Origin of the sequence: Burkholderia sp. LMU1-1-1.1, assembly GCF_040675865.1 — a bacterium.
Classification (GTDB): domain Bacteria; phylum Pseudomonadota; class Gammaproteobacteria; order Burkholderiales; family Burkholderiaceae_D; genus Rugamonas.
The window spans coordinates 24380-46076 of record NZ_JBEGHG010000009.1 but is presented as its reverse complement, the minus strand read 5'-3'; the positions used below and the strand labels follow the sequence as shown (position 1 = coordinate 46076).

The window sequence follows — 21697 nt, the reverse complement described above, 5'->3', positions numbered from 1 at the left end:
TCCAGATTGTAGCCCGGGTTACAAAATCACGTCGGCCGCCAAATCAGAACTCTTCCCACTCCCCGCTCGACGTTGCGGCGGCGGTGGTCTTGGCCTTCTGCACCGGCGATGCCAGCGGCTTGGCGGCGGCCTTCACCACTGGCTTCGGAGGCAGCTTCTTCGCCACGGGCGCGCTGCGCACGGCCGGACGTGCCGGCGGCGTGTAGCTGGCCTGTTGCACGCCGATCGTGAACGCGCTGACCACGCGCTCCAGTGCGTCCGCCTGGTCGCGCAGGGTTTGCGCGGCTGCGGCGGTCTGCTCCACCAGGGCCGAATTCTGCTGCGTGGTCTCGTCCATCTGCGTGATCGACTGATGCACCTGGGCGATGCCTTCGTTCTGCTCCTGCGTGGCGGCGCTGATCTCGCCGACGATGTCGGTCACCTGCTTGATGCTGGAGACGACTTCGTTCATCGTCGAACCGGCCTGCTCGACCAGCTTGGTGCCGGAGCCAACCTTCTCTACCGAGTCGTCGATCAGCGCCTTGATCTCTTTGGCCGCCGCCGCCGAACGCTGCGCCAGGTTGCGCACTTCGGTCGCAACGACCGCGAAGCCGCGACCCTGTTCACCGGCGCGCGCCGCCTCGACCGCCGCGTTCAGCGCCAGGATGTTGGTCTGGAAGGCGATGCCGTCGATGACCGAGATGATGTCGACGATCTTGCGCGACGATTCGTTGATCGAACCCATGGTCACGACGACCTGTTCGACCACGCTGCCGCCCTGTGCCGCGACGTCCGACGCCGAACGCGCCAGCTGGTTGGCCTGGCGCGCGTTGTCGGCATTCTGGCCGACGGTGGACGTCAACTGCTCCATGCTGGCGGCGGTTTCCTCGAGCGAGGCGGCCTGCGACGAGGTGCGGTTCGACAGGTCGCCGGTGCCCGACGCGATCTGCTGCGAAGCCGTGCCGACCGCGCTGGTGGCGGCGCGCACGGTGTCGATCACGCCGGCGATCTGCTCCAGCAGCTTGTTGAAGGCGACGGCGGTGTGGCCGATTTCGTCCATGCGCTGGACCGGAATTTTCTGGGTCAGGTCCAGCGACTGGCTGACGTTGACCAGGGTGCTGCGAATGCTTTCAAGGCTGTTCTTGATGATGCTGTAGAGCTGCCACGCCAGCGCGCCGGTCACCAGCAGGCCAAGCACGATCACCGACAGCATCAGGCGGAACGCGAACGTGTAGGCGGCGGTGCTCTCGGTGCGGATATCGTCACTGAGCTTGTTGTTGTAGGCGATATGGTCGTCGAAGCCTTTTTTGAGCGCGCCGGCCGTCAGGGCCAGCGGCGTGCCGGGCATCAGCGTGGCGCGCACCGCATCCATGTCGCCGGCGTGGGCGCCGGCCAGGAACGGAATCAGCGCCTGGCGATAGGCCGCCATGTTGGCCTTGTCCGCCTCCAGCAGCTTGCGGTCGGTCTCGTCGAAGATGCGTTCTTTTTCGTAGGTCGCGATGACCGTGTCGAATTTGGCATGGGCGTCGTTGTACGCCTTGTCCAGCGCCGTTTTATCGGTCAGGTTGGAGAATACCGAAAGACGGTAGCCGGCCAGGCGGCTGTCCGCGAGGTAGCCTTTGGCCTCGTTCAGGCCCGCGATGCTAGGGTCTAAACGGGTTTGCACCAGGTCCAGCCGCGCTTGGGCGCGCGACAGTTGATTCAGTCCGGTGAAGCCGACAAAGATCAGCGCCAGCAGCGCCAATGACAGGGTCAGAATCAAGCGCTTGGTAATAGTCATGGTGACTTTTCTCATAAAAGTGTTAAAAGATTCGATTATTGCTCGGCCACATTTAAGTATACCGGAACCCTGTTACCACACGACAACAATGAGGAAATTTACGCTGCGCCGCAACCAAAACGCAACGCATGCATCCATTAAGTGACGCATTGCGTTGCGCTTGTTACAAGGAAGATTAGTTAAACCACCACGAACCCGTGCGTGCCGTCGCGGCCGAGCTGTTCGACCAGTCCGAACTCCCAATCGAGATAGGCCTGCATGGCCTCGTCCTGATTGTCCGTGCCCTCATATGGACGGCGATATCGGTCGATCAACGGCGACGCCAGACGGGTCGGCCCCTCTTCCAGCGGCAGTCCGGCGGCGGCCCACGCCGAAGTTCCGCCGGTGAGCACATGCACCGGCAGATCGGTTAGCGCGCGCACGTCGCCGGCGACATAGCGCGCCAGCAGGCTGCTGCCGCAGGTGAGCACATAGCGTTTGGCGCCGGGCGAAAGCTTCGATACGACCGCCGGCAATTCGGAGCGCAGCGCGAACCAGGCGCCCGGAATATGACGCTTTTGATAATTGACGCCGGAGGTGAAGTCCAGCAGCACCGTCTCTTCCGGCGCGTCGGCGAGCCATTGCGCAAGGGCCTCCGTGCCGATCTCGCGTACTTCCGGATGCGGCGGAAGTTCGTCGGTCCATGCCTCCGTCACGTTGAAGTCGGCGGTCTGCAGGCCGTCGATCACGTAGACCTCGTGGTTCATCTGCGCCAGCCAGTGCGCGGTCAGGTTGGCGCGTACGCCGTCGCTATCGGCCAGCACGATGCGCGCGCCGCGCACCGGCGCAAACTGTTCGGTTTCCTGCACCAGCTGGCCGCCCGGCGCGGAGCGAAAACCAGGCAGGCGACCGTCGCGGAATTCCGCCGGACCGCGCACATCGAACAGATAGGTGGTGCGGGTGGCGTCGGCCCGCAACCGGTCCAGTCCCGCGTAATCGAGGCGGCGGACACCGGCGCGATCGGCCAGCGCTCTGGCGTCGGCGGCGGCTGTCAGGCGGTTGGTTTCGGACGCCGGCGGGTAGCTTCGCGACTGGCCGTGTTCCAGTTTTTGGCGCGCCAGGGTCCAGCCGATCGTGCCGTTGCGCAGTGCAGCAACCGGATTGGGAATTCCGGCGTTAATCAGCGATTGCGTGCCGATAATGCTGCGGGTCCGGCCGGCGCAGTTGACGATAATTTGTGTCTTCGGGTCCGGCGCCAGTTCGCGCGCGCGCAGCGCCAGCTCGGCGCCGGGGACGCTGAAACTGCCCGGAATGCTCATGGTCTGGTACTCGTCGTAGCGGCGCGCATCGAGGATGACGATGTCCCCGCCGCCGTCGATCAGCGCCTTCACCTCCGGCGCCGACAGCGATGGCGTGTGGCGCTTCGCCTCCACCAGCTCACCGAAGGCTTTGCTGGGCACATTCACGTCTCGGAACAATTCACCGCCGGCGGCCTGCCAGCCGGCGACGCCGCCGGCAAGCAGCGAAACGTCGGTGTAGCCCAACTGGCGCAGGCGGCTGGCGGCGGATACCGCCAGGCCCTCGCCGCCATCCAGCACGACGATGGGCACGTCGCGGCGCGGCAGCTTGGCGTAGGCATCAAGTTCGATGCGGCCGTATGGCAGGTTGGCGGCGAACAGCGGGTGTGCCTGCGCATGAGGATCTTCCTCGCGCACGTCGAGCAGCGCGATCTCTCGTCGCGCCAGCAGGTCTTCGCGCACTTGCTGCGGGCTGCGGTAAGGGAAGCCAAGCAGGCCGGTTTGGAGCAGGTTTTTAGTCATGGCGTTCGGATTCCTTGGATTGTTTGGGACGATCAGGCGGCATTGGCGTAGCCGGAGCGGAAAGGCTTGACCGCGCCTTCCGGCGTGAACACGCTGCGATCGACGGCGCCGATGTCGGCGCCGTAGACGTGGATGCCGATCGAGATGCGGTCGTCGTAGGCGTTGAAGACCTGGTGGATGTCGCCCAGCGTTGGGGAGACGGCCGTCACCACGCCCGTTTCCAGCCGCTGCGGCTCGCCCACTTTTTCAAGCAGGCCATCGGCGCGGCGGCGGTAGTCCTGCGAGATCTCGGCGCCGCGCAGCAGGCCGATCAGGCCCCATACCGTGTGGTTGTGGATCGGCGTCGACTGGCCCGGCCCCCAGACGAAGCTGACCACCGAGAACCGCGCCGCCGGATCGCGGTACAGCAGATACTGGCGATAGTACTGCGGGTCCGGCAGCGCGGCCTGCTGCGGCAGCCAGTCGTCATGCGCGACCAGTTCGCGCAGCAATTTGGAGCCCTGCGCGACGATGCGCGTTTCGTCCGCCTCGGGGCCCTGCCCCAGCAGGGAGTCCAGCGCCTCGACGAAATGCCACAGGCGGGCCGGCGTTTCAAAACCCAATGATGTACTCATCTAAGTCTCCTCATCTAAGCCACCCCTATCAGGCGGCTTGGCGGCGGGCGGCGGTGTTGCGGTTTTCCGGCACGTCCAGCCCGAGGTTGCCGCGCAAGGTGGTGTGTTCATAGTCCCGGCGGAACAGGCCGCGCTGCTGCAGCACCGGCACCACCTCGGCGACAAAGGCGTCAAGCTGGCGTGGCAGCGACTCAAACAGTATAAACCCGTCGGCGGCGCCGCCATCGAACCAGTGCTGGATCGCGTTGGCCACCTGCACGCCGGTGCCTACGAACTCCTTGCGCGGGCTGGCGTAGCGCAGCGCGGTCTCGCGCAAGGTCAGGTTTTCCTGGCGCGCGGTGCGGATGATGCGCTCGGATGCGCTGCGGTTGCTTTCGGCGCCGTATTGTGCGATGTCCGGGAACGGGCCGTCGAGCGGGTACTGCGTCAGGTCATGTTCGTTGAACGAGCGCGCCAGCGCCACCAGTGCGTCCTCGATGCGAACCAGCGCCACCGCTTCCTGGTAGAGGCGCTGGGCGTCCTCTTCGGTCTTGCCGACGATGGCGCGCAGCGCCGGCAGCACCGCCAGCTTGCCGGCCGGGCGGCCGAAGGCGGCGGCGCGCTTCTTGATGTCCGCGTAGTAGGCCTGCGACGATTCGAAGCTCGATCCCTCGGTGAAGAAGGCCTCGGCATGGCGCGCCGAGAAATTGCGTCCATCCTCCGAGGCGCCTGCCTGGAAGATCACCGGCTGTCCTTGCTGCGAACGGCTGATGTTCAGCGGACCGCGCACCGAGAAAAACTCGCCCTGGTGGTGCAAGGTATGCAGCTTGTCAGGGTCGATGAACCGGCCGCTTGCCTTGTCGTGCACCAGCGCGTCGTCCTCCCACGAATCCCACAGCCCTTGCACGGTCTGCAGATGCTCGGCGGCGATCCGGTAGCGCACCTCGTGCGGCGGGTGCGTCGGCTTGCCGTAGTTCTCCGCGCTGCCCGACAGCCAGGAAGTGACCACGTTCCAGCCGGCGCGACCCTTGCTGATGTGGTCCAGCGACGCGAACTGGCGGGCGACCGTATAAGGCTCGCTGTAGCTGACCGTCAGCGTACCCACCAGGCCGATGTTCCTGGTGGCGGTGGCCAGCGCCGAGAGGATGGTCAGCGGCTCGAAGCGGTTCAGGTAGTGCGGGCTGGATTTCTCGGTGATGTGGACGCTGTCGGCCACGAACAGGAAATCGAACTTGCCCTGCTCCGCCAGTTTTGCCTGCCGCAGGTAGAAATCGATATTGGTGCTGGCGGTTGGATCGGCATCCGGATGACGCCAGTCGCCCCAGCCGGGGCCGACGCCGTGCAGGATGAAACCGAGTTTGAGTTGACGCGATGCTTGTGATGTAGTCATGACGATGCTCCTGATATGGGATGGGATCCGGGGATGGGAACCGGAGTTAAGCCGGCCGGAAAAGCGTGGTGTCGACCAGCCGACTGGCATCGACCCGGCGCGGGAACAGCTTCGCTTCAAAAAATGTATCGGCCACCTGCTGCAGCTGCGTGACGATCTGCTGGTCGACCGGGCGTAGCTGCGGGCGGTCGCGATCGACCACCAGCTTGACCACGTCGGCCGGTAAACCGGTCAGCCGCTGGAACACTTCGGCGTACTCCTTGGGGTGCGCGTTGGCCCAGGTGTTGGAGAGCGCCAGGCGCCGCAACACGTCGGCCAGGGCGGCGCGCTTGCCCGGATCGGCCAGCGCGGCATCCGACGCGGCGATCACGCCTATGCCGGAATTGATGCCCACTCCGTCGCGCAACACGCGCGCGCCGTGGATTTCGGCGTTGGCCTGGTAGGTGCCGAAGGTGGCCCATGCTTCGATCTTCCCGCTGGAGAAGGCGACAGCGGCGTCGCTCGGCAACAGGAAGCCGGTGGTGACGTCGTCCGGCTTGAGCCCCGCCTCGCGCAGCGCGCCAAACAGCAGGTAATGCGCTACGCTGCCGCGCGCCGACGAGACGATGACGTTGCGGCCTTTGAGATCGGCCACCGACTTGATGGGCGATCCTGCGGGGACCAGTATCGCCACACCGGTCGGCGAGGACACGCTGGCCGCCACCACCTTGACGCGCGCGCCTCCCGCCGCCGCCGCAAGGGCCGGCGTATCGGCCGCCATCGCCGTATCCACATCGCCCGAGACCACCGCCTCGAACAGCGGCGCGGCGCCCTGGAAGCTGGCCCACTGGATCTTGTACGGCACGTCATTGAGCACGCCGGCCGCTTCCGCCTTGGTGCGCAGCAGCTTGACCTGGTCGCCCAGCACCACGGTCACCTTGGACAGGTCGACCGGAGCCGGGGCGGCCGAAGCACCGGAATTCCCCGACTCGGCGGCCTTGCCGCAGGCGCCCAGCAGCGCGGCCGCCGGCAGCATCGCCAGCAAGCGCCGGATGCGATTGGGATCAGAAGTCATAAGTGACCTTGCCGTAGTAGTAGGCGCCGCTCGGCGCGAATGGCGCGGGGCCGTAGACAAAGCCGCTGCTGCCGGAGTTGGCGTCGCCCGGACCGTTGCGGTCCGGCTTGGTGTCGAACAGGTTGGCCGCGCCCACCACCAGCTTGGCGCGTTTGGTGACGGCGTAGCTGACATCGAGGTCGGTCAACCACTTGGCGCCGAAATGGTAGTCCCTGGCGCGATCGGCGGTGGTTTGCCAGGTGGAGGAATCGTAGCGGGTGGTTTGCAGATTCGCCTCCACCGGTCCGATGAACCAGCGCGCCGACAATATCAGCTTGGTCTTCGGAGTCGCGGTCAGGTCGCCTATGCCGCCACCGGCCGAGTAACCGAACCACACCGAGCTGCCACCCGGATTGGCGCCCAACGCCGTGATCTCCGATGGCGTGGCCTTGATATTGGTGATCCTGGTGCGATTCCAGTTGACCGCCGCGCCCCAGCGCACCAGTCCATAGCTGCCGTAGTCGCTGGTGATGTCGGCCACCAGGTCGGCGCCGCGCGTGCGGGTGTCGACCCCGTTGGCGAAGTACTGCACCCACTCGGTGCCGGTCAATCCGCCGGCGATCAGCGTCGGCGCGAAGGCCGGGCCGAACATGTATCCGGTGCGGATGATGCGGTCCTTGACCTTGACCTGGTAGCCGTCCAGCGTGATGTTGATGTTATCCGCGGGCTTGAGTACCAGGCCGATGCCGAAGTTGACGGACTTTTCGGGATCGAGATCGCGCGCGCCGAACTGGCGGGCCAGCGCGGAATCGTTGCGCAGCAGCTTGGACAGGCTGGGCTCCACCACGCCGCTGACGGGATTGATGTTGGTGCGGTTGTCGGTCTGCGAGTAGCCAGATTGCGTCAGCGACGGCGCGCGGAATCCGGAACCGACGGTGCCGCGCACCGCGAACTTCGGCGAGAAGTCGTAGCGGCTGTTGATCTTGCCGCTGGCGGTGTTGCCGGCGCTGTCGTTGTAGTGCTCCGCGCGCACCGCGCCGTCGACGAACAGGTTCTCGACCGGATAGAAACCGATATCGTTGTAGATCGCCAGCACCGTGCGTTGGATTCTGGTCGCGTCGGCCGGCGACAAGGCCACGCCGGCCTGCGCGCCGACGGCGGCCGGCTTGCCGACATTCGGATTGCCTTCCTGGTCGCCGGGTTTGAAGATGTAGCCGCCGTTGACGTAACCCAGCGGATCGCCGGCGTAGGTGGTGAAGCGTTCGACACGCTGTTCCAGGCCCCACGACCACTGCAACGGCTTTTTCAGGCCGATGTCGAATGCGCGCGTGAAGTCCTCGTTGGTGGTCCATTGTTCGAACTGATAAACGGCCAGGTTATCGAAGCTGGTCGGCGACGTTGGTCCGAGCGAGGGATTCAGGGTCAGGTTGCTGTACTGGCGGGCGCGGTTCTTGCCGTAGCCGGTGCTGATATCCCAGTTCCAGCCCGCGGTGCGCCCGCGCGCGCCGGCGTTCAGCTGGAAGTCGAAGGCGCTCATATTATTCAGCGCGAAGTAGCCGTCCGGGTAAACCTGCGCTATCGTCGCCAGCCCGTTGGGACGACGGAAGTTATTCCCCGCCACGGTGTTGCGGGTGCCGGCCGTGCCGAACGCGTACAGCGTGATGTCCTTGTTGAACGGCTTCTCGGCGTTGAAGGCCAGATCGTAGGCTTCGATGCCCGGATCGCCGTTATGCGCGCCGTCGCGGTTCCAGGTGGCGTTCTTGGGATTCGATGCGGGCGAATACGCGACCAGGTTCGTTGACGGGAAGTTGTTCCAGGACTGGCCGCGCTTGCGCAGCGCGGCGGCGATGTGGACGAAGCCGTCGTCTCCCAGCGCGAAGCCGACGTCGCCCTCAAGCTTCTTATTGGACAGGTCGCCGGCACCGCTCTTCAACTCTCCGTAGCTGGCCGATACCTGGCCGCCGTGGTTACCCGTTTTAAGGATGACGTTGACGACGCCGGCCACCGCGTCCGACCCGTATTGCGCGGCCGCGCTATCCTTGAGCACTTCGATATGGTCGATGGCGCTGAGCGGAATGGTATCGAGATCGATGGCGTTCACGCCGCTGGTATCGCCACCGCCGTTGGTCAGCAGCGCCGAATTGTGACGGCGTTTGCCGTTGACCAGTACCAGCGTGTAGGCCGGTCCCAGGCCACGGTTGCTGACCGGCCGCACCACCGAGTTGACGCCGGCCTGGTTGGTGCCGAAGTTAAACGACGGCAGCAGACGCCCCAGCGCCTCGGCCAGCTCCGCGCGGCCGGTATGGATCAACTGTTCGCCGCTGATCACGTCGATCGGCGCCGGGCTGTCCGCCACGGTGCGCGCCTCGCCACGCACGCCGGTGGTGACCACCACGTCCTGCACCTGCCCCACGCTGGTCTGCGCCAACGCGCTGGCGCCTCCCAACAGGCCGGTCGCCAGCAGCGCCAGGCGCAGGGCCTTCAGTTTTGGTTGATTGTTTTTATACTGCTGCATGCGTTGATTCCCTCTATCGTTATGTTTTTTTGTGGTTGTTTCGTACTCAGGTCAGGTACTTGGCAAAACTGCGGTCCCAGATTGGCTTGACGTCGATGCGGCGCGCCAGCAGGCCAGCATCGGAAAACACATCGGCCACCTGCTGCTGCGACTTGATCGCCGCGTCGTCCACCGCCACCAATTTGTAGGGCTGGCTGCGCTGGGTCGCCTGGTTGAGGAAGAACTGCGGCGGCACGCCGGCGAGCTGCCCACTCTTGGCCGCCCATGGTTTCGGATTGCGGTTGATCCATTCATAGACCTTGGCCACGCGCTGAAGGTAATCGCCGATGGCGGCGTGCTTGAGCGGATCGGCGATCGCCTGCGGCGAGGTGCTGATGACGTAGTTACCGGACAGGTAGCCGTCCGCCGTGCGCAGCACGCGCGCGCCCTCCTGGCTTTTGGCCAGTTCCACCACCAGGCCGTAGATCACCCAGGCGTCGATTTGACCGCTCTTGAAGGCCGCGAACGCGTCCTGCGGCGGCAATGCCACCGGCTGGATGTCCTTGAACCCAAGGCCGTTTTCCTTCAAGAGCTGCAGCAGGAAGTAGTGCGACGTGGTCGAACGCGCATAACCGATGCGCTTGCCCTTGAACTGCGCAGGATCGGTGATCGGAGAATTTTTCGGCACCAGCACCACCTGGTTGTTGACGTCCCCGCGCAGCACGGCGATCACCTTCAGCGGCGCGCCGCTGGCGGCGGCGAAGATCGGAGGGATCTCGCTCATGCTGCCGAAATCCAGGGAGCCCGACGCCAGCGCTTCGACGATCAGGTTGCCGGCCGCGAATTCAGCCAGCGCCGTCTTGTAGGGGATCGTCGCGACGCCCGCCTCATTAAAATAATAGGAGTCGCCCCCCTTGTAAGTGCCCACCCGCAGCGTGGTGTCGCGCAACTGTGCCGCCGCCGCGCGGGTGGCGTTACTCCAGCCGCCCAGCAGCGCGGCCAGCCCGGCGCCGGCGCCCAATCGCGCGCTTCGGCGCAGAAATTGACGGCGAGTGTCGCCCTTCGAAGTGATCGAATCCATTTTTCCAGCCTCTGTGATGTGTGAATGTTTAGGGCGCGGGCGCTTCCGAGACCAGCGCGATGCGGGCGTAGCCGGCATCGTTCAGGGTTCCCATGGTCTTGACGATGCGGCCGTAGGCCAGCGCCTGGTCGCCGCGCAGGTGGATGCGGCGCTCCTTGTCGCCGGCGGCTTCCTGGGCCATCAGCGGCAGCAGCGTATCCGGCGTGGCGGCGGTCTGGTTGACGAACACCGTGCCGCTGGCGTCGATGCTGACCACGATAGGCGGTTTCGGCTCCTCCAGCGGCTTGGCGCTGGACGTCGGCAGATCGACCTTGACGCCGGCCGTCATCATCGGCGCCGCCACCATGAACACGATCAGAAGCACCAGCATGACATCGACCAGCGGCGTGACGTTGATATCGCTGACCGGACCTGGGCGATGGGCCGGGCCTGAGGATAGACGGACGCCCATATCAGGCTCCCTGCGCCGCCAGCGGCGTGACGTTGCGCGCCGCGCGGTCGGCCTTGGCCGGCGCCGCGTCGATATTCTCCACCAGCGCCTCCCCCGCCTCCAGTTGACGCGACAGCTGCACCTCCACCAATCCGACCAGAGTGGAAAGGCGGGCGGCATAGCTGTTCAGATCACCGGATGCGCGGTTGTAGGCGACGACGGCGGGGATCGCGGCCACCAGTCCCAGCGCGGTCGCGAACAGGGCCTCGGCGATCCCCGGGGCCACCACCGCCAGGCTGGTGCTGTTACTGGCGGCGATGCCCTGGAACGCGTTCATGATGCCCCAGACCGTGCCGAACAAACCGACGAAAGGCGCCACCGAACCGACTGTCGCCAGGATCGACAAGCCTTTCTGCAGTTGCTCCACCTCGACGTTGCTGCTGATCTGCCCCACGCGGTTGATGCGTTCCTTCAGGCTGTCGCGCCCCGCCGCGTCGACATGCAAATGCTGCCGATGGCTGGTGTGCCACTCGTCGACGATGGCGTGGTAGATGCGGGCGAATGGGTCCTGCGTATTTTGCTTGAGCTCCTGCGCCAGCCGCGCCAACGAACGCTGTCCGGCCAGCGCGCCGGTCCAGGCGATGGCGTTGCGGCGCAGGCGCGAGAAGCGCAACAGCTTGTCGATGATGACGCCCCAGCTGGCGAGCGACGCCAGGACCAGCACCACCATGATGGATTTAACGATAAAATCGGCCTGCTCGAACAGCTGCAACGGCGATAGATGAGCAACAGACTGGGCGACAACTTGGGTAGCACTCATGGCGTTTTCCTTGACTAGTTAATTTTGAAGACGATGTTCCCGGCCAGCAGATAAGTGCTGCCACCCAGATCGGGCAGCCGGGGGAATGGCGCCGCGCGCCGAATCGCGTCGCGCGCCGCCTCGTCCAGCGCTTCCACGCCGGACGACTGGATATCGAAGGAAATCATCGCGCCCTGCGGATTGAGGGTCAGGCGGTAGCCGACCTTGCCCTGCTGGCGGCGCATCTTCGCTTCGCGCGGATAATCGGTATTGCTGTTGATACGTGCGTAGACCTGGTTCACATAGTCGGTCGGAATGCCTTCGGTGCTGATTTGCCTGGGGGCGGCGGCCACCGGCGCGGGGGCCGGCGGCTGCGGGGGCGCCGGCGCCACCGGTGTCACAGGTCCGATGGGCGCTGCCTGCACCGGCGGCGCGGGCGGTGTGTAGGTCTCGGCTTTGTCGGCCGAGGTCTCCACCGTCTTCGGCGCCGGCAAAGGCTGGGCCACCGGCTTGGGCGGCGCCAGCTGCACCGGTTTTTCCTTCACAGGCTCCGGTTTGGGCGGCGCCAATTCCTTCTTCGGCTCCGGCTGCAGGCGGATCAATTCCACCACCGGCGGCGGCGCCGGCGCTTTGACGACGGCGCTGGAAAAGCTCCAGATGGCCAGCAGCGCCGCGCCATGCACCAGCACCGTGCCGGCGGCGCCGGGGCTGCGCAGCCAGCCGGCCGGCCTGGCCGCCGCTCCTTGCAGGTAGGACGTGGCGAATCCGGCACCGGGGGAGACCGATACGGCGGCGGCATCCACCTGGTCGGCCTGGCCTGCGAGATACGCATCGTTCAATGACAGTGTGGCGCTAGACATGATGGTCCTCCTTGATTAGTCGAACAGGTCCGGCTCTTCGCGCGTGATGACGTCCCACAGCGGCTGGAAGCTGAACCAGCCGCCGGCGTCGGAGCCGATCTGGCCTGCCGTGTGCAGCGCTACCTCGTGCGGGATCGGCTTGGTCGGCCCGGCCGCCTCGGACAACAACTGCGCCTGGGCCGCGTTCTCGAAGGCGATATAGCGCCACACCGCCGACTCCACCGACGCGCCGACCGTCAGCAAGCCGTGGTTCTGCAGGATCACCGCCTTGCGCTGGCCCAAGGTGGCGGCGATGCGTTCGCCCTCGCTCGAATCGAGCACCACGCCGCTGAAGTCCGAGAAGATCGCGTGATCCTGGTAGAACGCGCAGGAATCCTGGGTCAACGGGTCGAGCAACCTGCCCTGCGCGGCGAACGCTTTGCCATACAGGCCGTGCGAATGGGCGGCGGCGATGACATCCGGCCGCGCCTTGTGCAGCTCCGAGTGGATCGCGAACGCGGCCCGGTTCAGCAGCCCGTCGCCCTCGACCACCTTGCCGTCGTGGCTGACCAGGATCAGGTCCGATACACGAATGTGGCCAAAATAGACGCCGGCCGGATTGACCCAGAAGTGGTCCGGGAACTCCGGATCGCGTGCGGTGATGTGTCCCGCCCCGCCCATGTCGTAGCCATAGCGCGCGAACAGGCGGAAGGAGACGGCCAACCGCTCCTTGCGGTACTGGCGCTGGCCTTCGATGGTCGGCGGTGGCGGTGGTTCGGCAAAGATAACGCTGCCGTTGGCGTCGCGCGGCGCGGCGTAGATCGCCGGACGCGGTGTGCTTTTTCCGACCTGGCGCAGGTGTGGCCGCGACAGCGGGGCCGAGTAAAGTGGTGATGAACTGCTCATGATGGTTCCTTGTAAGTTCAGTAGCCGCGCGCGGTGTCGACCACGTCGGTCAATGGTTCGCCGCTGCGGAAGCGGTCCAGGTTCAGCACGAACTTGTCGATCAGCGCCGGCACGATCTGGTCGGTGCTGGGCGAAATGTGCGGCGACAAGCGTACGCGCGGATGGCCGTAGAACGCATGCCCGGCCGGCAGCGGCTCGGGGTCCGTCACATCCAGTGTCGCCAGCGCGACCTTTCCTTCGTTGAGCGCGTCGAGCAGCGCCTGGTGGTCGACCAGATTGCCGCGCGCGATATTGATCAGGTGCAGACCGGGCCTGGCATGGGCCAGCGAGGCCCGGCTGATGGCGTGGCGCGTCTCGGCGGTCGACGGCGCCGCCAGCACCAGATGGTCCGAGCGCGCCAGCAGTTGATCCAGCGAGCCGACCCGCTCGACGCCGTCGACACCGAACGGCTCGTCGGAACGGCGCAGCGCCACCACCTTGATGCCCAGCGCCAGCGCCCGCTGCGCCAGCGCGCGGCCGATGGAGCCGAAGCCATAGAGCCCCAAGGTCGTCCCCTGCACCAGGCCAAGCGTCAGCCGGCGCCAGTCGCTGGCCTGGTCCAGCCAGATTTCCGGAATATGCTTGGCGGCCGTGAAGATCGCCGCCAGCACGTACTCCGCGATGGCCACCGAGGCGGTGCCGCGCGCGGAGGTGACCACCGGACCGTCGAACAGCCAATCGGGGTAGTAGTCGATGCCGACCGAGGCCAGTTGCACCCAGCGTACCTCGCTCCAGCCGGCCGGCGCCGGCGTCTGCAACAGCGTCTGGCCTTTCGGCGCGGGCAGCGCGAAAAGGACGTCGGCGCCCTGCGGCAGCGCCGTCAGCGGACCGGGTGGCACATCGCGCACGGCCAGGCCGGTACGCTCGGCCAGCAGCGCGTTGATCTTGGTGTCGAACTGGCTGGCGACGATGATGTCGCCGTTCCTTAATCTGGTCGTTTGGCTCATCGACTACTCCGTATCAGGCGGCCAGGCGCGAAGGCTGGCCGGCTTGCTGCGCTTCGCGCTCGGCTACCGCCGCGCGCACCAGGGGAATCAGTTCGCGGCCGTACTGCAGCGCGTCCTGGATCGGATCGAAGCCACGGATCAGGAAGGTGGTCACGCCCAGCTCCCAGTACTTGAGCAGCGCATCGCGCACCTGTTCCGGCGTGCCCACCAGGCCGGTGGAATTGCCGGCCGCCTTGGTCAACGCGGCGATGCCGGTCCACAGGCGTTCGTCGACCACCCTGCCCTGCGCGGCCGTATCGAGCAGGCGCTGGGAGCCGGCGTTCTGCGGTTGCTGCGGGCGTTGGCTAAAGAAGGTATTGCCCTTCACTCTCTCCGTGGCTGTCGCCAGGATGGCGTCGGCCTTGGCCCAGGCCTGATCCTCGGTCGCCGCCAGCACGGGGCGCAGCGACAGGCTGAAACGGATCTTGTCGGCGCGGCCATGCTTGGCGGCGGCCGCACGCACGCGGCCGATCGTCTCCGCCACCTGGGCCAGCGATTCACCCCATAGCGCGTAGACATCGGCATGCTTGCCTGCCACTTCGATCGCAGCCTCCGACGAGCCGCCGAAGTAGACCGGGATGTGCTGGTTGTTCAGCGGACGCACGCCGGCGTTCTGCCCCTTGAAGCGGTAGATCGGGCCTTCGTGGTCGAACGGTCCTTCCGAGGTCCAGGTTTTACGGACCACGTCGAGGTATTCGTCGGTGCGCTGGTAACGCTGGTCGTGGTCGAGGAAGTCGCCGTCGCGCTGCTGTTCGGTGTCGTCACCGCCGCTGATGACGTGGACCGCCAGGCGGCCGTCGCTGAAGTGGTCCAGCGTGGCGAACTGGCGCGCCGCCAGGGTCGGCGACACGAAGCCGGGACGATGGGCGAGCAGGATGCCCAGCTTCTGCGTCTGCGAGGCGATATAGGAGGCCACCTGGAAGCCGTCCACCGAAGCGCTGCTATGGGCCACCAGCACGCGGTCGAAACCGGCGTATTCGTGGGCGCGGGCCACCGCGCCGAGGAAGCTCTTGTTGACGACGGAACCTTGCGGCAGCACGGTTTCGGATACTTCCTGGGTGGCGCTAAAGCCGATGAATTCGATGCTCATGATGCTTCCTTTGCAGTGATGGATGAAATACCGGCCACGCCGGACGAGGAGGTTTTTTTTGCGGCGCGCGCGGCGAAGGCCGCCTTGCCGGTGTTGACTAAAATGCTGTCGTTCTGCGGCGTATGGATACGGCTGCACAGCACATCGCGGTAGTGGCGCTGCAGCGGATTGGCGCGCGACAGGCCCGGATTCCCGCTCAGCTCAATCGCTTTTTCCACCACCTGGATCGCCTGGTTGGTGACCAGGTATTTGACGCGGAATGCGTCCGAGGCGGGCACCGCGCCGTTGGCGGCGGCGTCGATCAGCACGCGGTTGGAGAATAGCCAGGCGTCCAGCTGCCCCAACGCCTCCTGGAAGCGCGGCAGCGTCGAAAGCGGCGCGCCAAGGTTGGCCGGCACGCGCTCTTCCAACCATGTGGCCAGCCAGTCGCGGGCCGAGCGGGCCACGGCATCGTAGATCGCCGACAGCAACACCGACATCCACAGCAGCAGCGAGGCATCCAGATCCGGGGCGGCGCCGGCCGGCGCAACTTCCACCGCGTGATCGAGCGGCACCAGCACATCGTCGAACACCACCTCGTGGCTGCCGGTGGCGCGCATGCCCAGGTGATCCCAATTTTCGATGACGGTGATTCCCGGCGTGTCGCGGCGCACCAGCCAACTGCCGACCAGCGGCTCCGGATCGTCGCTGCGGGCCCAGACGCCCAGCCAGGTCAGGCGCGGTATGCCGGTCGAATAGATTTTCCGACCGCTGATGCGCCACCCCTCCGGCGTGCGCCGCGCCGTGGTCGCGGGCAGGCCGCCGCGCGCGGGCGTGCCCAGTTCCGGTTCCACGCGCAGCGCGTTGATCAGCGCGCCGTCGCGCAAGGTCTCTTCGACGACACGCTTCAGCAGATGCGGCGGCCACTTGGACTGCCGGCCCGACGCATGGTGCAGATACTGCATGGTCAGCACCAGCGCGGTGGACGGCTCGCCGCGCGCCACGGCGGCCACCACGCGCGTCGTCTGCGCCATGTTGGCGCCAAGGCCGCCCAGGGCGCGCGGCACGGTCAGTCCGAGCAGACCCAGTTCGTGCAGGCGGTCGAAATTCCGGTGCGGGAAGCTGGCGTCGCGATCGTGCTGTTCGGCGGTGGCGGCGAATTCGGCGCTCAGGCTATCCAGCAGCGCGGCGAATTCCGGGCTGTCCAGCTGATGGGCGGGATCGATGACTGGCAGGCGAAGGACGGATGTGGTCATGATCAGATCGAGAAGTTACTGAAGTTGAATGGGGTATGGACCGGCGCCTGGACTTCCGGCTCGGCTGCCGGAGCCGGGGCATCGGTTTCAACGCCGAGTAATTGCAGCAGCTGGGCGCGGACCCGCTGGAACTCCGGCCGCTCGGCGCTGCGGGGACGCGGCTGGGTGATCGCGATGTCGGAGACGATGCGGCCCTTCTCCAGCACCAGCACGCGGTCGGCCAGCAGTACCGCCTCGTCGACGTCGTGGGTCACCAGCAGCACGGATGGCCGGTGCTGGCGCCAAAGCGCCAGGATCAGCTGGTGCATGCGGATGCGGGTCAGCGCGTCCAGCGCGGCAAACGGCTCGTCGAGCAACAGCAACTGCGGTTCGCGCACCAGCGCACGGGCCAGCGCCACGCGCTGGGCCTCGCCGCCGGACAGCGTCGCCGGCCAGGCGTTCTCGCGGTGATCCAGCCCCACCTCGGCCAGCGCCCGGCGGGCGCGCTCGCGCGGCTGGTCGATCTTCAGTCCCAGCGTGACGTTGCGCCAGGCGCGCTTCCACGGCATCAGGCGGGGCTCCTGGAACACGGCGGCGCGGGCTTGCGGCACCTCCAGCGTGCCGGAGGTGATGCGGTCCAGTCCCGCCAGAGCGCGCAGCAGCGTGGTCTTGCCGGAGCCGCTGCGGCCCAGCAGCGCGACGAATTCGCCGGCGCGGATATCGAGATTGAGCTGGTCGAGAATGACGTTCGGGCCAAAGTGCTTGCTCAGCAGGCGGGCCTGCACCGGAGTGCGCGACGCGACCGGCGCTTCGGGACGGAAGCTGGAAGCGCCGTCGTTGCGCGCGGCGATGCCGGCACGTGGCAGATCGATTTGTATGGTTTGCATGCTCAGTCCTTGATGAAAGTCGGACGCCAGGCCAGCGCATAGTGTTCGATGGCGCGCACCAGCAGATCGGTGGCGAGGCCCAGCAGGCTATAGACCAGCAGGCAGACGACAATCACGTCGGTGCGCATGAAGTCGCGGGCGTTGTTGATCAGGTAGCCCAGGCCCGCCGTCGCGTTGATCTGCTCCACCGCCACCAGCGACAGCCAGCTCACGCCCAGCGAGTAGCGCAGGCCGACCAGGAAGGATGGCAAAGCGCCGGGCAGGATCACGTGGACGATCAACTGCGGGTAGCTCAGGCCGAACAGGCGGGCCGCCTCCACCAGCTTGGAATCGATGCCGCGTATGCCGCTGTAAAGCGTCAGGTACATCGGGAAGGTGGTGGCGAAGGCGATCAGTGCGATCTTGGTGAACTCGCCGATACCGAACCACAGGATGAACAGGGGAACCAGGCCAAGGAAAGGCAAAGTGCGCGCCATCTGCATCGTCGAATCGACCGCCACCTCGCCCTGGCGCGACAGGCCGGCGATCAGCGCCAGCGCGGTGCCCAGCGTGAGCGACACCGACAGGCCGGTGAGAACGCGATGCAGCGACACCCACACGTTGCTGCCCATTTCACCGGATGCGATCAACTCGCCCAGCGTGACAAAGATCTGCGATGGCGCCGCCAGCACGCGCTCCGGCAGGTAGCCTGCGCGCGAAGCCACTTCCCACAGCGCGAGCAGCACCAGCGGGCTGGCGGCGCGCCGCAACACAGACAGCAGAACGGATGGCTTGGTTTTAGCGGGCGCGGTATCGGAAGACGATACTGGTGCTGTCGCGCCGCCGTAGGCAGGAGTTGAAACCGACATGTCTTTGCTTCCCTATGCTGAGGATTCGAAGGCTTTGCGAGCCGTTGAAATCTAGTATAGGTAGCAAATGATTATGTCAAAACTAATTGTTTCGACTATTGATATATGATTTTCAGGAATAATTACAAACTAGCGCGCAGCCACCTTGGGCACCGCCTTCAACGGCGCCTCGGCGAACGCGTGCTGCACCGCCTGCGCGAAGAAATCGATCGCATGCTGCACCGGGCCTGGCTGCAAAGGCTGCACCAGCCAGATATCCAGCACCGGCTTGAAGTCCACCACGTTGACGATATCGAGCTGCGCGCGGTGGCGGCTGCGCTCCAGTATCGGGCGCGGCATCAGGCCCAGTCCCAGTCCGCTGGCGGCCAGTCCCAGTTGCAAATCGGTGCCGAAGGTCTCGAGATTGATCTTGAACGACAGGCCCTGCTCCATCAGCGCGCGCGCCAGGCCGGCGCGGAAACCGCAGCCGTCCGGGTTGAGCACCCAGCCGGTGCTGAAAATGTCGCGCAGCTTGTAGCTGCGCTTGGGCATGGCGCCCTTCTGCGCGACGATCACCAGCTCGATGCGCCCCAGCGTGCGGCCGCGCAGCCCGTCGGGCAGCACTTTCGTGGCCGGGAACAGCGCCACGGCGGCATCGATCTCCGCGTTGGCCACCCGCTCGACCAATTGCGAACCCCAGCCCGACGTCACTTCGGTATGCAATCCGTCGAAGGTGCGGTTCAGATTCTGCAGCGTCTCGAGCAGCACCACGTCGCCGATGGTTTGAATGACGCCGATGCGGAACACGCCGGTGGGCGCCTGGTCCACCTGAACCAGATCGCGAAGTCGGTCGACTTCCAGCAGCACCTTGCCGCATTGCTCGAACACCTGCTTGCCCATCAGGCTGGGTTTGGGCGGCTTGACGCTGCGGTCGAGCAGCTCCACACCCAGTTCCTGTTCCAGGTTTTGCACGCGGCGCGTGATCGCCGACTGGGTCAGCCCCAGCGTCTCGGCCGCGGCGCTGACCGACTGGCTGCGCACCACCGCCACGAACGCACTGATGTCATCTATTTTCATGTAAGTATCGACGCATGTATTGAATTAAACCCTGCAAAAACAGACGCCATATTAACCCCTAATCAGAACTTGTAGTTCGCCCTGACATAGTAATAGCCGCCGTTGAACGGTATCTGCGCGGCCGCCGTGTCGTACTGATACACCCCAAGATAGCGGCTGGCCGGCGGCACCTTGGTCGGATACACGTCGAACAAGTTGGTCGCGCCGGCGGCCAGCTGCAGTTTTTTCGTCACCGCGTAGCGCACCTCCAGATCGGTCAGCGTCTTCGGCTTGTTCTCTATGTGGTTGAACACCGTCGTCGAATAAATATTCGGTCCCGAAAAGAAAGTCGCCTCGGTCGCGGTCTTGCCGTAACGGGTGGCGTGCAGACTCACGCTCCAGTCGTCCAGCGTCCAGACGCCGCCGATAATCAGCTTGTTCTTGGGCGTGGCCGTGGTCAGGTAACCAACCTGCTGGGCGTTGAGCAGGGTCTGACCATTGCCGTCGTTGGCGACCTTGGTCACCTTGCTGGTGTTGATGTTGGCGCTGAAGTCCCAGTCGATGCGGCCCGGGCTTCCCAGGTTCGAGGGGTAGCCCGCGACAAAATCCAGACCCTGCGTGCGGGTATCGACACCGTTCGCGTAGTAACTCGCGCTCACCGACGACAAGCCGCTCGGCAGGCTGATGCCGGCCGCCGTGAGCGCGTCAATGGCCGCCTGGCCGGTGTAGGTGCCGCCCTGGACGATCCGGTCGCGAATCAGGATACGGTAGGCGTCGACCGTCACATGCAGATTCTCTATCGGCTCGGCGACCAGGCCAAGATTGAAACTGCGCGACTTCTCCGGCCGCAGCGCCAGGGCGCCCAGCTTGCGGGCCGCCTCCGAATTGACGGCCAGCTGGCCGCCGGCGGTGGTGGGCGAGACGGCAAGGCTGGTGTAGTTCTCCTGCGCCAGCGAAGGCGCGCGGAAGCCGGTGCTGGCCGTGCCCCGCACCGCGAAGCGCGGATTGAACTCATAGCGCGTCGATACCTTGGCGTTGCGGGTGCTGCCCGCGTCGCTGTAGTGTTCATAGCGGCCGGCCAGTTCGGCCTCCCACTGGCTGGTCAGCTTGGTCGAAAAGTCGACATAGGCGGCGCCGATATTGCGCGAATGCCTGCCGGCGCTGACCGGGGACAGGCCAGGCAAAGCCTGCGACCCGCTGCCGAAGTAAGACGCCTCGTCACCCGCCCCCACCTCATAAGTCTCCCTCCGAAACTCGGCGCCCAGCGCCACGCTCAACGCGGAAGGCAAAAAGCCGGTATCGAACGAGCGCGCAAGGTCCGCGTTGGCGCTTTGCTGGATATTCTTGTACTGCGCAAGATGGAAGCTGGTGGGCGTGGCGCCGGTGGCCGCATACAAATCGGTGTTGGCGGAATCGACCATGTTGATCTTGACATTGTCGATGCCATAGCTGGCGCTCAGGTCCCAGCGCCATCCCGCCAGATCGGTTCCCTTGATACCGGCCGTCAGCGCGGCATCGGTCTCGTTGCTGGTTTCGATGGGGCTGAAGCCGTTCGGATGCACCTGCGGCAGGCGCGATGGCAGCCGGTAGTTCTGATAGCTGCCGCCCGCCCGGTGGGCGGCGGTGCCGAACGCATACAGCTCGATGTCCTTGTTGACCGCGATTCCGGCATTGGCGCCAAACGATTCGCGGCGGATCTGCGGATCGCCAAGGGTCTGGTTGACGAAGGTCCCGGTGCGCTCATCGGCGCCACTGCGCATGCTGTGCTCATGCCTGCGATATTCCGCGCTCAGATGCACGAAACCATCCGCGCCGAGCGGCAGACCGATATCGGCCGCGCCGCCCAGCGTGAAGCCGTCATGCTTGTAGTATTCGCCGGCCGTGGCGGTCGCGCTGCCGCCCTGGCTGGACGATTTGAGTATGACATTGATCACGCCGGCGATGGCGTCGGAACCGTATTGTGCCGCCGCGCCGTCGCGCAGCACCTCGATGTGATCGACGGCGCTGACCGGTATCAGGTCGATATCGACCGGCGTGGCGCCCTGCTGCGAACCCGCATCCGCCGTGATGTTCGCCGAGGTGTGGCGTCGCTTGCCGTTCACCAACAGCAGAACGTGATTGGGACTGAGCCCGCGCAACGTCAACGCGCTGGTCAGGTTGGCGGCGTCGCCGGTCTGGGCCAGCCGGTTAATCGACGGCAGCAACTTGACCAGGGCATCGCGCAAATCGGTCTGGCCGGTGCGCTGCAAATCCTTGGCGCTGATCACATCGATGGGACTAAGGCTTTCCCCTGCCGAACGCTGAATATCGCGGGTGCCGGTAACGACGACGTCCTGCACGATGCCGGCGGCCAGCGCCGCCGCTTCGGGTTCGGCTTCAGCGGCCATGGCGGGCGACGCGGCCGCGTACAACAGCGAAATAGCCAATGCTACGGGACGAAGGCGTGGTCGGATCGATGATGGTTGATTCATGCGG

The 21697-nt window shown here is 65.6% G+C and carries 18 protein-coding genes; all 18 read right to left on the bottom strand.

The window, feature by feature from the left end; translation table 11 throughout:
• Positions 1-43: 43 nt before the first annotated feature.
• Positions 44-1759: a methyl-accepting chemotaxis protein gene (locus tag MRBLMU1_RS09870; protein WP_363500285.1), complete on the bottom strand. Its 1716-nt coding sequence runs from the start codon at positions 1757-1759 to the stop codon at positions 44-46.
• A gap of 179 nt (positions 1760-1938) precedes the next feature.
• Positions 1939-3558, bottom strand: a complete 1620-nt coding sequence (locus MRBLMU1_RS09865; RefSeq protein ID WP_363500282.1) for a rhodanese-related sulfurtransferase — start codon at positions 3556-3558, stop codon at positions 1939-1941.
• 32 nt (positions 3559-3590) lie between these two features.
• Positions 3591-4172 (bottom strand): cysteine dioxygenase, encoded by a 582-nt coding sequence (locus tag MRBLMU1_RS09860; protein ID WP_363500277.1) that lies wholly within the window; start codon positions 4170-4172, stop codon positions 3591-3593.
• Positions 4173-4200: 28 nt separating this feature from the next.
• Positions 4201-5541: an LLM class flavin-dependent oxidoreductase gene (locus tag MRBLMU1_RS09855; protein WP_363500274.1), complete on the bottom strand. Its 1341-nt coding sequence runs from the start codon at positions 5539-5541 to the stop codon at positions 4201-4203.
• A 46-nt stretch (positions 5542-5587) separates the two neighbouring features.
• On the bottom strand, positions 5588-6595 hold the full coding sequence (locus MRBLMU1_RS09850) for an ABC transporter substrate-binding protein (protein WP_363500271.1): 1008 nt from the start codon (positions 6593-6595) through the stop codon (positions 5588-5590).
• A complete protein-coding gene (locus MRBLMU1_RS09845; RefSeq protein ID WP_363500268.1) occupies positions 6585-9089 on the bottom strand; it encodes a TonB-dependent receptor plug domain-containing protein in 2505 nt (834 codons plus the stop codon). The genes MRBLMU1_RS09850 and MRBLMU1_RS09845 overlap by 11 nt, the downstream gene beginning before the upstream one ends.
• Positions 9090-9135: 46 nt before the next feature.
• Positions 9136-10149: an ABC transporter substrate-binding protein gene (locus tag MRBLMU1_RS09840; RefSeq protein WP_363500265.1), complete on the bottom strand. Its 1014-nt coding sequence runs from the start codon at positions 10147-10149 to the stop codon at positions 9136-9138.
• 28 nt (positions 10150-10177) lie between these two features.
• Positions 10178-10600 carry an ExbD/TolR family protein gene (locus tag MRBLMU1_RS09835; RefSeq protein ID WP_363500262.1) on the bottom strand — a complete coding sequence of 141 codons (423 nt, stop codon included), beginning with the start codon at positions 10598-10600 and terminating at the stop codon, positions 10178-10180.
• A gap of 1 nt (position 10601) precedes the next feature.
• A complete protein-coding gene (gene tolQ / locus MRBLMU1_RS09830) occupies positions 10602-11399 on the bottom strand; it encodes a protein TolQ (RefSeq protein WP_363500259.1) in 798 nt (265 codons plus the stop codon).
• 14 nt (positions 11400-11413) lie between these two features.
• On the bottom strand, positions 11414-12238 hold the full coding sequence (locus MRBLMU1_RS09825; RefSeq protein ID WP_363500256.1) for a TonB family protein: 825 nt from the start codon (positions 12236-12238) through the stop codon (positions 11414-11416).
• A gap of 15 nt (positions 12239-12253) precedes the next feature.
• On the bottom strand, positions 12254-13123 hold the full coding sequence (locus MRBLMU1_RS09820; RefSeq protein WP_363500253.1) for a class II aldolase/adducin family protein: 870 nt from the start codon (positions 13121-13123) through the stop codon (positions 12254-12256).
• 17 nt (positions 13124-13140) lie between these two features.
• Positions 13141-14109 carry a D-isomer specific 2-hydroxyacid dehydrogenase family protein gene (locus MRBLMU1_RS09815; RefSeq protein WP_363500250.1) on the bottom strand — a complete coding sequence of 323 codons (969 nt, stop codon included), beginning with the start codon at positions 14107-14109 and terminating at the stop codon, positions 13141-13143.
• 13 nt (positions 14110-14122) lie between these two features.
• Positions 14123-15238, bottom strand: a complete 1116-nt coding sequence (locus tag MRBLMU1_RS09810) for an LLM class flavin-dependent oxidoreductase (RefSeq protein WP_363500247.1) — start codon at positions 15236-15238, stop codon at positions 14123-14125.
• Complete coding sequence (locus tag MRBLMU1_RS09805) at positions 15235-16473, bottom strand: acyl-CoA dehydrogenase family protein (RefSeq protein WP_363500244.1); 1239 nt, start codon at positions 16471-16473, stop codon at positions 15235-15237. The genes MRBLMU1_RS09810 and MRBLMU1_RS09805 overlap by 4 nt, the downstream gene beginning before the upstream one ends.
• A gap of 2 nt (positions 16474-16475) precedes the next feature.
• Entirely contained in the window at positions 16476-17339 is an 864-nt protein-coding gene (locus tag MRBLMU1_RS09800) for an ABC transporter ATP-binding protein (protein ID WP_363500241.1), read from the bottom strand.
• A gap of 2 nt (positions 17340-17341) precedes the next feature.
• Positions 17342-18187 (bottom strand): ABC transporter permease, encoded by an 846-nt coding sequence (locus MRBLMU1_RS09795; RefSeq protein WP_363500238.1) that lies wholly within the window; start codon positions 18185-18187, stop codon positions 17342-17344.
• A 129-nt stretch (positions 18188-18316) separates the two neighbouring features.
• The gene (locus tag MRBLMU1_RS09790; RefSeq protein ID WP_363500235.1) at positions 18317-19243 is read right to left on the bottom strand and encodes a LysR family transcriptional regulator; all 927 of its coding nucleotides are present in this window, start codon (positions 19241-19243) and stop codon (positions 18317-18319) included.
• A 62-nt stretch (positions 19244-19305) separates the two neighbouring features.
• Complete coding sequence (locus tag MRBLMU1_RS09785) at positions 19306-21693, bottom strand: TonB-dependent receptor plug domain-containing protein (RefSeq protein WP_363500232.1); 2388 nt, start codon at positions 21691-21693, stop codon at positions 19306-19308.
• Between the last annotated feature and the right edge of the window lie 4 nt (positions 21694-21697).